The following is an 11841-nucleotide window of genomic DNA, read 5'->3' on the forward strand; positions in this document are numbered from 1 at the left end:
AATCCAAAATCGCGGAACCCCCAAATCGGCCGGCCCCAATGCTTGAAGCCGCCCGGCACCCGCATTAACCTTACCGAGGTTTTAACGGGAACAAGCCAATTGAGCCGTTGAACGACTCAGCGGAGCGGTCGAAAACGATCCGCATCGAGTTGCGATACGGACGGCGGGGCGAAGCCGGTTCGAGGGACGTGCATGAAAACCGACATCAAGATCGAGGTGGACAGGCTGGCCGCTGATCCGCGCATCACGGACTATGATTTCTGGCGTTCGCTCAAGAACGTCGACAACGAGATCTTCCACATCGCCAACAACAATGAGCCGATCCCGTTCGACATGATTCGCTGGCGCAGCATCCTGAAGCGCGCCCGCTTGAAGCGCGGCCACGCATAGGCCGGCGAGACGGCTCGCGAAAACACCGGGCAACCAATCAAACCTTTACGGCGACCGCTTCACCGCCGCCAGCGGCGAGCGCGCCACCACCGGTGACGACTGGATGATGGCTGTATTCGTCATTGCATAGGGAATGATGCGGTCGATCACCCGTTCGAGTTCGGCCACCGAGCCGACATGCGCGAGCGCGATGAAGCAATCCTCGCCGGTCACGCGGTCGCATTGCGCGATCTCCGGCGTTTCACGGATGATCTCGGCCACGACGGACAATTGCCCCGGCACCGGCCGGATGCGCAGCCATGCCGACAGCTTCAGGCCCAGCGCGGCGGGATTGATCTTGACGCAATAGGCCTCGATCACGCCGTTTTCCTGCAGCCGCTTGATGCGCTCGGCGACACTCGGCGCCGACAGGCCGACCGAGCGCGCCAGTTCCGCCGTGCTGGCGCGCGCGTCCTTTTCCAGCAGCCGCAGGATCTTCATGTCGGCCGCGTCGAGATCGACATTTTCAGTTCGAAGGCGTTTCACGGATAAATCCTTGCTTTCGACAGAGATATGATCAGATAGGTCGATCGTCATCCATGTAGGTTGCGGAAAATGCCTGCGATACTGATCCGATGGACGATCAAGCGCAAGCTCCCACGGCAGGCCCTGTGCTTGCCCCCGCCTCCACCGGCTCTGGCCTTGGCCTGGCAACAAAATTGCCGCCGCATGTCTGGTTCGGCGTCAGCGCCATCTTCCACTATCTCGGCCCGGCCTTCGCCGTGCTGCTCTTCCCCCATGTCGGCGTGCTCGGCATAGCGTGGCTGCGCATCGCCACCGCCGCACTGATCTTCGCGCCGCTGACGCGCCCGTGGCGAAGCTTTGCCCGCGCCGATCCCCGGACGCGGCAGCTGTTGCTGGCCTTCGGCGCTTGCCTCTCGGTGATGAACTGCTCCTTCTACCTGGCCCTCGACCGCTTGCCGATCTCGCTGGTTGCGGCAATCGAATTCGTCGGCACTATCGGCGTCGCGCTGGTCGGTCTCAGGAGCCTGCGCAATCTCGCCGCCCTTGCCGTGGCCGTCACCGGCACCTTGCTCCTGATCGACGTCAGATGGTCCATCGATCCCGTCGGCCTGTTCTGGGCCTTCCTCAACGGCGCGCTCTTCGTCGGCTACATTGTGCTCGGCCACCGCGTCGCCCGTTCCGGCGCCGGCGACGGCATTGCCGGCCTGGGTGCCGCCATGGCGGTCGCATTCGTCGTCGTGCTGCCGATCGGTTTCCGCGACGCGCTGCCAGCCTTTTTCTCGCCGCCGCTGCTCATCGCCGCCATCGGCGTCGGCATCTGCTCCTCGGTCATTCCCTACATCTGCGACCAGCTTGCCATGTCGCGATTGCCGCGCTCGAGTTTCGCGCTGATGCTGTCGCTGCTGCCGGTCACCGCGACGTTGATCGGCGTCATTGTGTTGCGCCAGATTCCAAGCCTTGGCGATTGCCTGGGGATCGCGCTGGTCGTCGCCGGCGTTGCCTTCCACAAGCCGGCGAGCACCGATTAGGCAAACCGCCTACGCCAGTTTCTGCTTCAGGAAGGCGATCGTCCTGCCCCAGGCGAGATCGGCCGCTTTCTTGTCGTAGCGCGCCGCCGACGTATCGTTGTTGAAGGCATGGTTGGCGCCTTCATAGACATAGACCGTGTATTCGACATGCGCGGCATCGAGCGCCTTCTTGAACGCATCGATGCCGGCATTGGTGCGATCGTCCAGCCCGGCATAGTGCAGCAGCAGTGCGGCCTTGATCTTCGAGGCATCGGCGGCATTCGGCTGCATGCCGTAATAGGCGACGCTGGCGGCGAGGCCGGGCGCGTTGACGGCCAGCATGTTGGCCGTGCCGCCACCCCAGCAGAAGCCGATGGCGCCGACCTTGCCGTTGCCGTCCTTGTCGGCCTTGAGGAAGGCGACGGTCGCCACGCCGTTGGCGACGGTCTGCGTCGGATCGAGTTTGGTGAACATGTCGCGCGCCTTGTCCTCGTCATCAGGCGTGCCGCCAAGCGGCGACAGGAAATCCGGCGCCAGCGCCACGAACCCCTCCAGCGCCACGCGCCGGGCGACGTCGCGTATGTGCGGGTTGAGCCCCCGGTTTTCGTGGATGACGATGACCGTGCCGAGCTTGCCGGCCTGGTTTGCCGGCTTGACCAGATAGCCCTTTATCTCGCCGCCGCTGCCGGGATAGCTGATGTCCTCGCCTTTCACGCGGGCATCGTTTTCGGCAACGATCGCCGCCTGGGCGGAATTCGCCGCCAGCATCGGCGCGATCGCGGCCGCTGCCGCACCCGATCCTGCAAGCCTGGTCAGCTGTTCCATGAAGCGGCGGCGATCGAGCGTCAGATGCGTGTATTCGTCATAGGCATCGATCATCGCCTGCGTGATGACAGGTTTGTCGGCGATGGTGGATCTGGTCACGGGGGCGCTCCTCGACTTTGGTGTCCTTGCGTTCGCAAGATAGGGGCGAGGCCCGCATCGTCCAGTCACGGCTCGGTGACGCTTCCGTTCCCTGCAAGCTGCGGCAACCATCATCACAATTTTGTCATCGGCGACAAATCTTGATGGCGCTGCCACAATAGTGGGGGAAACTGACTATCCGGCTGATCCATGACATGGCCGCGATCCTGAAGGGCCTGAAAGGAAAGCTGATGACCATGACCTCGCCGATCTTGGCAACCGCCTTCATGCTTGCCGCAGCCGCCATTCCAGCGATGCCCGCAACCATTGCGGCGGCGAACCGGAAGTCCATGGTCAAGGTCCCCAGCCGCCAGCGCCATCCGGCAAACACGAAAACCCAGGGTTGAGGTGAAGTTATGGACGTACAGGATATCGTGAACACCGTCTCGCAGAAGGCCGGTCTTGACCAGGCAACGACCGAAAAAGTCGTCGGCACCATTTTCTCGGTGCTCGAGCACGAGGCGGAAGGCACCAGCGCCTCATCCTTCTTCGCCAAGATTCCCGGCGCCGATGCGCTGGCGCAGAAATATGACGTCATGGCCGCGGCTCCTGCCGGTGGCGGTGGCGGCTTCCTGTCCTCGCTGCAAGGCGCGCTTGGCGGGGTTCTCGGCGAAAAGGCGGGCGCGCTGGTCAACGGCCTCGCCGCGCTGAAGGCATCCGGCCTCGATCTGGCGCAGATCCAGAAGGCCGGCGAGACGTTGGTCCAGCAGGCCGAAGCCGCCGCCGGCCCCGATTTGACCAACCAGGTGCTGGGCTCGGTGCCCAGCCTGAAGAGCCATCTCGGGCTCGGCTAGAGCATTCCAGGAAAAGTGTGAAGCGGTTTTCCCGGGAAAAGCGCGTAGCGCTTTGCCTTGGGAATTGCGTCAAGACAAAGGGTTAGAGCAGTTCGCCGTTTCCATGAAACGGTGAACTGATCTAGCGCCGCGAGCGCTTTCGGCTGGCGCGGCCCAGCTACTTCGGCAGCGCGTACGCCATCACATAATCCCCGGGCTTGGTGCCGACCGAGCCGTGGCCGCCGGCGACGATGACCACGAACTGGCGCCCGTCGGCGACCGTGTAGGTCATCGGCGTCGACTGGCCGCCTGCAGGCAATCGGGCCCGCCAGAGCTGCTTGCCTGAGGTCAGGTCATAGGCGCGCAGATAGTCATCGACCGCCGCGCCCAGGAAGGCGACGCCGCCGGCGGTGATCATCGGCCCGCCAATGCCGGGCACGCCGACCTTCAGCGGCAGCGGCAATGGCGTCATGTCGTAGACGGTGCCGTTGCGGTGCTTGTAGTTGATCGTGCCGGTCCTGAGGTCGACGCCGGCGACGTAACCCCAGGGCGGCGCCTGGCAAGGGATGCCGAGCGGCGACAGGAACGGTCCCATCACCACCGCATAGGGCGCGCCCTCATTGCGGTTCAGCCCCTGTTCGCTGCCCTTGGTGTTGTCACCCGCCGGCGACACGTCCGCGCGGGGAATGAGTCTGGACGTAAACGCCAAGTAGGTCGGCATGCCGAACATCACCTGCCGCACCGGATCGACCGCCACCCCGCCCCAGTTGAAGGTGCCGAAATTGCCGGGATAGACCAGCGATCCCTGCAGCGAGGGCGGCGTATAGCGGCCTTCATAGCGCAATTTGTGGAATTCGATGCGGCAGGCCAGTTGGTCGAACATGGTGATGCCCCACATATCGGCATCGGTCAGCGGCTTCGGGTTGAAGGAGAGATCGGAGACCGGCTGCGTCGGCGACGTGTGGTCGCCCTCGATGGCACCGCCGGGCGCCGGCGCTTCCTTGACCGCGATCACCGGTTCGCCGGTGCGCCGGTCAAGCACATAGAGGTCGCCCTGCTTGGTCGGCCCGACCAGCGCCGGCACGACCGAGCCGTCGGCCTTGGTGATGTCGATCAGGCTCGGCTGCGCCGGCACGTCCATGTCCCAGAGATCGTGGTGCACGGTCTGCCGCACCCATTTCAACTGCCCGGTGTTGAGGTCGAGCGCGGTGATCGAGGAGGAGAATTTCTCGACATTGGCGCTGCGTCCGGCGCCGAGCTGGTCCGGTGTCTGGTTGCCGAGCGGCACGTAGAGCAGGCCGAGCTTCTCGTCGGCACTTGGCGTCGACCACATGTTGGGCGAGTTGGCGGTGTATGTCTGGCCGGCCGGCAGCGGCGTCGTCTGGTCCGGATTGCCGGAATCCCAGTTCCAGATCAGTTTGCCGGTGCTCGCATCATAGGCGCGGATGACGCCGGACGGTTCCTGCGTCGAATAATTGTCGTTGACCGCGCCGCCGACAATGATCTTGCCGCCTGATATCAGCGGCGCCGAGGTCGAGTAGTAATAGCCCGACTTCGGGTTTGGCATTCCGGTCAACAGGTTGAGCGTGCCGCCCTCGGCGAAGGCGGGGCAGACCTGCCCGCTGGCGGCATCGAGCGCGATCAGCCGCGCATCCGAGGTCGGCAGGTAGACGCGGGCAGCACAAGGCTGGCCGGCGGCGCCGGTGGCATCGGCATAGTAGGATACGCCGCGGCAGGTCTGGTGCTGGCGGTCCTTGTCGAGCTTGATCTTGGGATCGTAGCGCCATTTTTCCTTGCCGGTCGCGGCGTCCACCGCGATGGCGAAATTGTGCGGCGTGCAAATGTAGAGCGTGTCGCCGATCTTGAGTGGCGTCACCTGATAGGTGGTCTCGCCGATGTCGTCAGGCCCCTTCACGTCGCCGGTGCGGTAGGTCCAGGCCGGCTGCAGATTGGCGACATTGTCCGGCGTGATCTGGTCGAGCGGCGAATAGCGCTGGCCGAACTGCGTGCGCCCATAGAAATGCCATTCGCCCGCCGGCACGTCATTGCCCAGATTGGCGTTGGGAATCACCTTGTCGGTATCGAGCGCACCGGCAATGTCCTTCGGGTCCGTCGTCATCGAATAGCCGGCCACCGCCAGCGATGCCAGCACGGCAAGGATCAGCGGCGCGCGACCGTCGGGCCCGGCAAGGCCCCGCCTTGCCCAAGGCGTCAGCAGCCACAGCGCCACCAGCACGATGATGCCGCCGCGCGGGCCGAGTTCCCACCAGTCGAAACCGATTTCCCAGACCGCCCAGGCCAGCGTGCCAATCACGATCGCCGCATAGAGCCAGAGCGCCGTGGACCGGCGTCGGTAAAGCAGCCAGGCGGCGATCAGGAAGGCGAGGCCGACGACGATGTAGTACCAACTGCCCCCCAGCGACGCCAGCCAGATGCCACCGCCACCAAGCGCCAGACCGAGGAGAAAGAGAACGAGAGAGGTGATGGTGACAGCCAAGATGATACTCCTTCGACTGTTGCGCGCTCGCGCGGCCATGGGCAACCCGGTGCACCGCTCCCGCCCTGCGCACAGCTTTCTCCCGCCTGCCCCGCCTGTCAAGCTGCCCACACGCCAAGGTGGCAATCCATCTTGCCTGCGTCAGGGTTTTCCCGCAGTCTCCATGGATCGTCTTTCCCGTGGAGCAAGCAAAATGCCGTCACTCGTTCCGCCGCTGACGCGCATGGCGCTGATGCTCTACTGCCTCGTCCCGCTCTTTGCCGGCACTGTGGCCGCGCCGGCGCAGACAATCAGGGAGATCAACAAGGCGAACGGCTTTCACGAGATGCTGATGGGCATTGGCCCGGGTTTCACCGCGGCCGTGAAATCGGCGCCGGGAACGCCGCCGCAAAAGGTCCTGGACGCCCTTGCCGCCGCCATGGAAGGTGCCTTTGACCCGGAGAAGATGGAAGCGGCGATCGAAGCCCGGATGGCGGACAGGCTCAGTGCCAAGGACCTGTCCGAACTGGCCTCGTTTTATGCTTCACCCCTGGGCAAACAGGTCACCGCGCTCGAGATCCAGGCTTCGTCGCCGCAAGCAAGGGAGGCCAAGAAGATCGAGGGCGCCAAAATCCTCGGCGAGCTTCCATCCAGGGATCCGGCCAGGTTCGCATTGTACAGGAAGATGATGGACGATATCAGCGCCGTCGACACCGGAGAAGCCGTCGCCTTGAACATGGGCTACGCCATGCTTTCCGAAATGCTGGGCGCGGCCGGAAAGCCCCTGCCCGACGACCAGGTAATGGCCCTGCTGCGCAAGCAAACCGAAGGGCTTCGCCGTGACATCGACAGCGAGGCCATGGAATCTGCAGCCTATGTCTACCGGGATATGTCCATGGCCGACCTGAAGCTCTATGGTGCCTTCCTGGCCTCACCCGCCGGCAGGCGCTACTACGACCAGATGCAGGTCGCTTTGGGCGCGGTAATGACGGACGAGGCGCGCTCCTTCGGCCATCGATTCTTCGTCGCCCTTGGTTACCGCAAGGCGTGAGCCGCCGGATAAGCCACTTTTACCCGGAACAAAACGTAGACAGTTCTGGTCTTTCCCTGCCGAATCACTACATTCGGGGGGAAGATGTCCGGCTTTTCCGAAGACATGCCCTTTTTCGATGAACCCAATGCGCGGCCGACGGCCCCGTCGGGCATTGCCGCGCGCGCCATGGCTGCCCGCGGCGGCCAGAGCAGTGCGCCCGATTATCTCAAGGGGCTGAATCCGGAACAAAGACTGGCGGTGGAAACCACCGAAGGCCCGGTTCTGGTGCTGGCCGGCGCCGGCACCGGCAAGACGCGTGTGCTCACCACCCGCATCGCCCACATCCTTGCCACCGGCAAGGCCTTCCCGTCGCAGATCCTCGCCGTGACCTTCACCAACAAGGCCGCGCGCGAGATGAAGCAGCGCATCGGCATCCTGATCGGCGAAGGCAATGTCGAGGGCATGCCCTGGCTCGGCACCTTCCATTCGATCGGCGTGAAGCTGTTGCGCCGTCATGCCGAACTCGCCGGCCTGCGTTCCGACTTCACCATCCTCGACACCGACGACGTCGTGCGGCTGATCAAGCAGCTGATCCAGGCCGAGGGCCTCGACGACAAGCGCTGGCCGGCCAAGCAGTTCGCCCAGATGATCGACGGCTGGAAGAACAAGGGGCAAGGTCCGGCCGATATCGCCGAGGGCGACGCGCGCAGCTTCGCCAACGGCAAGGGCCGCGAGCTCTACAAGGCCTATCAGGAGCGGCTGCAGACGCTGAACGCCTGCGACTTCGGCGACCTGCTCTGCCACCCCATCCGCATCTTCCGCGCCAATCCGGACGTGCTGAAGGACTATCACCGGCGCTTCAAATACATCCTCGTCGACGAGTACCAGGACACCAACACCGCCCAGTACATGTGGCTGCGCCTGCTGGCACAACGGCCGGACGCCGGGCGTTCGACGACGTCAACGGATCCGCGATCGGCCGAAGGCCGCAAGCCCGACCGGGTGTCGGCCGGCCAGGCCGCCCCCGCGGAGGCCAGCGAGCGGAGCTCGCGTGCGGCCGTGAGCGAAAACAAAGTCAACATCTGCTGCGTCGGCGACGACGACCAGTCCATCTATGGCTGGCGCGGCGCCGAGGTCGACAACATCCTGCGCTTCGACAAGGATTTCCCGGGCGCCACCATCATCAGGCTGGAGCGCAACTACCGCTCGACCGCGCACATCCTTGGCGCGGCTTCGCATCTCATCGCCCACAATGAAGGCCGCTTCGGCAAGACGCTGTTCACCGACCGCAACGACCCCGAGGATGGCAAGGTCAATGTCCACGCCGCCTGGGATTCCGAGGAGGAAGCCCGCGCCATCGGCGAGACCATCGAGGCCTATCAGCGCCAGAAGCACAATCTCAACGACATGGCGATCCTGGTGCGCGCGTCCTTCCAGATGCGCGCCTTCGAGGACCGCTTCATCACGCTCGGCCTCAACTACCGCGTCATCGGCGGCCCGCGCTTCTACGAGCGCATGGAAATCCGCGACGCGCTGGCCTTCTTCCGCGTCGTCGCCAACAGCGGCGACGACCTCGCCTTCGAGCGCATCGTGAATGTGCCCAAGCGCGGGCTGGGCGAAGCCACCATCCGCCAGATCCACGACACGGCGCGTGCGCTTCGCATTCCAATGCTTGAGGCCGCCGGCAATCTCGCCGAGAGCGACGAGCTGAAGCCGAAACCGCGCGCCGCGTTGCGCGAAGTGGCCGCCAATTTCGAACGCTGGCAGAAGGCGCTGGAAACCAAGCCGCACACCGAGCTCGCCGAGACCATTCTCGAGGAGAGCGGCTACACCGATATGTGGAAGAACGACCGTTCGGCCGAAGCGCCGGGCCGGCTGGAGAACCTCAAGGAACTGATCCGCTCGATGGAGGAGTACGAGTCGCTGCGCTCCTTCCTCGAACATGTGGCGCTGGTGATGGATGCCGAGCAGAATGCCGGGCAGGACGCCGTCTCCATCATGACGCTGCATTCTGCCAAGGGCCTCGAATTCGAGACGGTCTTCCTGCCCGGTTGGGAAGAAGGCCTGTTCCCGCACCAGCGCGCGCTCGATGAAGGCGGCCGCTCCGGGCTGGAGGAAGAGCGCCGGCTGGCCTATGTCGGTCTCACCCGGGCCAAGAAGAACCTGCATATCTGGTTCGTCTCCAACCGCCTGATCCACGGGCTCTGGCAATCGACCATCCCGTCGCGCTTCCTCGAGGAGCTGCCGGAATCCCATGTCGAGATCGCCGAAAGCGGCAATTCCTATGGCGGCTACGGCAATCCCTATGGCGGCGGCTCCTTCGCCTCCGGCCGTGGCGGTGGGCGGCAGAACCCCTACGGCGCCTCGCGTTTCGACAGTGTCGGCGCCAACACCGAAAAATCCGGCGCCTTCTCCAACACCTATTCGACGCCCGGCTGGCAGCGCGCGCAGGCCAACCGCACGGAAGCAACCGACCGCAACTGGGGCACGCGCTCCGGCCACCAGGTCGAGCGCATCGGCTATGGTGAGACCGACTCGGGCTACGGCGCCGGCCGCACCAGCGTAAAGGGCCGCACCATCGACGGCGAACTGGTCGCCAAATCCGTCGCCGACAAGCCGTCGCCCTTCAGCGTCGGTGACCGCGTCTTCCACCAGAAATTCGGCAACGGCAACATCTCGGCCATCGAAGGCAACAAACTGACCATCGACTTCGACAAGGCCGGCCAGAAACGCGTGCTCGACGGGTTCGTCGCGGCGGTGTGAGCTGCCCTTCCGAGCAGCTCTCGCGCCGTTCCAACAACGGCAGTGCTTCCCTCACCGATACCGTGCCTGGTTCCACTTATGCCCGAGCAGCGACAGGATGATGATCAGCCCGTTGAAGAACTGCACGTAGAAGCCGCTCAGGCCTGCCGCCACCACGCCGGTCTGGATGAACGACACGGTGACCGCGCCGATGGCGCCGCCAACGACCGTGCCGATGCCGCCCCAGGTTGGCGTGCCGCCGACGAACACCGAGGCCAGCACCGGCAGGAGATAGCCGTCGCCGGCCGTCGGCCACCAGGTGAAGTTGATCATCACCGAAAACGTGCCGGCGATCGCAGCCCCTATGCCGACGAAGACGAACACCTTCACCCGCACGCGCTTGACGTCGATGCCCATCTGCTGGGCGCTGTCGGGATTGTCGCCGACCACCCTCACCTGTGCACCGAAGCGATGCCTGTTATAGAGCATTGCCGACAGCACGACGAAGGCGATGGCCCAGAAGATCTGCACCGGAACGCCGTAGATCTGGCTGGAGAAGATCTTGTAGGCCCAGCTGTTGCTGAGGCTGGTCAACGACATCGACTTGCCTTCGTTGATGATCTGGATCAGGCCGCGCAGCAGGAAATTCATGCCGAGCGTGGCGATCAGCGACGACAGCCCGCCATAGACGACCAGCGAGCCGACGAGGAAACCGAGCAGCATGCCCGTCACGAGTGCGGCCGCAATGCCGAGGAACGGGTCGTAGCCGGCCTGCACCACCAGGGCGAAAACCCAGGCGGCAAACCCCATCGTCGCCGGAAACGACAGGTCGATCTCGCCGCAGGTGACGACGAAGACCAGCGGCACCACCACGAACAGCGCCACGGGCAGCGTCGTCAGCACCGAACTGTAGAGATACCAGGTGGTGAACACGGTCGGGTTGGCGACCATGAACACCGCCATCATGACGATGAACACGGCGAGCGTGCCGAGCGAGGCGCGGTTGTCGAGGACGAAGCCGCGAAGCCAGTGGTCGGATGGATGTTTCCACTCCTGGCGGGCGGACCCGGCATGAGGGCGCAGAGGGCTTTCGAGATCGGGTTCCATGGTCTTGCTCATCGCGCCTGCTGCTCCGCTTCGCCGGCCGCGCGCAGCCCAGGCAATCCGCCGGGATGCGCGACGTCCTCCATGAAATTGATCAACTCTTCCGCCGACTTGACCGCGCTGCGGTCGGCGGTCAGCGCCACCTTGCCGCGATCGAGCACCACGAAGCGGTCGGCAATGTCGAAGACATGATGGATGTTGTGGCCGATGAACAGGATCGAGCGTCCGCTCGCCCGCACCTGGCGCACGAAGTGGAACACCTTGGCGGTCTCGGTCAGCGACAGCGCCGTGGTCGGCTCGTCGAGGATGATCAGCTCGGCCTGCTTGTAGATGGCGCGCGCGATCGCCACGCCCTGGCGTTCGCCGCCCGACAGCTGGCCGACGATCGAGTGCGGCGTGAACACTTTCGAGGTGAAGCCGATCTCGCGCATCAGCCGGCTCGCCTCCTCGATCTCCTTGTTGACCTTCAGCCAGCCCATGAAGCCGGTCAGTTCGCGGCCCATGAAGATGTTGCGCACGATGGTCTGCTGCACGGCCAGCGCCCGGTCCTGGAACACCGTCTCGATGCCGGCGTCGCGCGAGCGCGCCGCGCTCCAGCCGCTCACCGGCTTGTCACGCACGAGGATGTCGCCGGTGGTCGGCCTGACCACGCCGGACAGGATCTTGATCAGCGTCGACTTGCCGGCGCCATTGTCGCCGATGAGGCCGACGACCTCGCCGCGGTCGACGCTGAGATTGACGCCGCCCAGCGCATAGACCTGACCGTAGGATTTCGTGATATCGCGCAGTTCGATGATGCGTTCGGCCATCGGATCCTCGCTTTCATTGACGCATGCCGGCCCTTTGCCG

General features: G+C 64.5%; 11 protein-coding genes. 6 read left to right on the forward strand and 5 right to left on the reverse strand.

Features of this window, described 5'->3' with window-relative positions:
* Positions 1 to 192 precede the first annotated feature (192 nt).
* Positions 193 to 390, forward strand: coding sequence for a hypothetical protein (locus FJV80_RS05900; protein WP_010910205.1), 198 nt, complete (start codon positions 193 to 195; stop codon positions 388 to 390).
* 45 nt (positions 391 to 435) lie between these two features.
* Here FJV80_RS05900 and FJV80_RS05905 read toward each other — a convergent pair whose 3' ends face one another.
* Positions 436 to 915 (reverse strand): Lrp/AsnC family transcriptional regulator, encoded by a 480-nt coding sequence (locus FJV80_RS05905; RefSeq protein WP_142875843.1) that lies wholly within the window; start codon positions 913 to 915, stop codon positions 436 to 438.
* An 89-nt stretch (positions 916 to 1004) separates the two neighbouring features.
* On the opposite strand from FJV80_RS05905, the gene FJV80_RS05910 reads away from it, so the two are divergent.
* On the forward strand, positions 1005 to 1922 hold the full coding sequence (locus FJV80_RS05910) for a DMT family transporter (protein ID WP_142875844.1): 918 nt from the start codon (positions 1005 to 1007) through the stop codon (positions 1920 to 1922).
* 9 nt (positions 1923 to 1931) lie between these two features.
* Here the strand turns inward: FJV80_RS05910 and FJV80_RS05915 are convergent, their stop codons facing one another.
* The gene (locus FJV80_RS05915; protein WP_142875920.1) at positions 1932 to 2780 is read right to left on the reverse strand and encodes a dienelactone hydrolase family protein; all 849 of its coding nucleotides are present in this window, start codon (positions 2778 to 2780) and stop codon (positions 1932 to 1934) included.
* A gap of 239 nt (positions 2781 to 3019) precedes the next feature.
* Between FJV80_RS05915 and FJV80_RS05920 the strand changes: the two genes are divergently transcribed.
* Both FJV80_RS05920 and FJV80_RS05925 read left to right on the forward strand, forming a co-directional pair.
* Positions 3020 to 3211, forward strand: a complete 192-nt coding sequence (locus FJV80_RS05920; protein WP_142875846.1) for a hypothetical protein — start codon at positions 3020 to 3022, stop codon at positions 3209 to 3211.
* Between the two features lie 9 nt (positions 3212 to 3220).
* Positions 3221 to 3658 carry a hypothetical protein gene (locus tag FJV80_RS05925; protein ID WP_056573171.1) on the forward strand — a complete coding sequence of 146 codons (438 nt, stop codon included), beginning with the start codon at positions 3221 to 3223 and terminating at the stop codon, positions 3656 to 3658.
* Between the two features lie 157 nt (positions 3659 to 3815).
* On the opposite strand, the gene FJV80_RS05930 is transcribed toward FJV80_RS05925, so the two are convergent.
* Positions 3816 to 6134 (reverse strand): glucose/quinate/shikimate family membrane-bound PQQ-dependent dehydrogenase, encoded by a 2319-nt coding sequence (locus FJV80_RS05930; RefSeq protein ID WP_142875848.1) that lies wholly within the window; start codon positions 6132 to 6134, stop codon positions 3816 to 3818.
* 223 nt (positions 6135 to 6357) lie between these two features.
* Here FJV80_RS05930 and FJV80_RS05935 point away from each other — a divergent pair, with 223 nt between their 5' ends.
* Together FJV80_RS05935 and FJV80_RS05940 are read left to right on the forward strand one after the other, a co-directional pair.
* Positions 6358 to 7164: a DUF2059 domain-containing protein gene (locus tag FJV80_RS05935; protein ID WP_246688907.1), complete on the forward strand. Its 807-nt coding sequence runs from the start codon at positions 6358 to 6360 to the stop codon at positions 7162 to 7164.
* Between the two features lie 84 nt (positions 7165 to 7248).
* Positions 7249 to 9909: a UvrD-helicase domain-containing protein gene (locus tag FJV80_RS05940; RefSeq protein ID WP_142875850.1), complete on the forward strand. Its 2661-nt coding sequence runs from the start codon at positions 7249 to 7251 to the stop codon at positions 9907 to 9909.
* 51 nt (positions 9910 to 9960) lie between these two features.
* Here FJV80_RS05940 and FJV80_RS05945 read toward each other — a convergent pair whose 3' ends face one another.
* Together FJV80_RS05945 and FJV80_RS05950 are read right to left on the reverse strand one after the other, a co-directional pair.
* The gene (locus tag FJV80_RS05945; protein WP_095787769.1) at positions 9961 to 11007 is read right to left on the reverse strand and encodes an ABC transporter permease; all 1047 of its coding nucleotides are present in this window, start codon (positions 11005 to 11007) and stop codon (positions 9961 to 9963) included.
* Positions 11004 to 11801 (reverse strand): ATP-binding cassette domain-containing protein, encoded by a 798-nt coding sequence (locus FJV80_RS05950; RefSeq protein WP_142875852.1) that lies wholly within the window; start codon positions 11799 to 11801, stop codon positions 11004 to 11006. The genes FJV80_RS05945 and FJV80_RS05950 overlap by 4 nt, the downstream gene beginning before the upstream one ends.
* Between the last annotated feature and the right edge of the window lie 40 nt (positions 11802 to 11841).

The sequence above is a fragment of the Mesorhizobium sp. WSM4310 genome (assembly GCF_007003935.1).
In the GTDB taxonomy this organism is placed as follows: domain Bacteria; phylum Pseudomonadota; class Alphaproteobacteria; order Rhizobiales; family Rhizobiaceae; genus Mesorhizobium.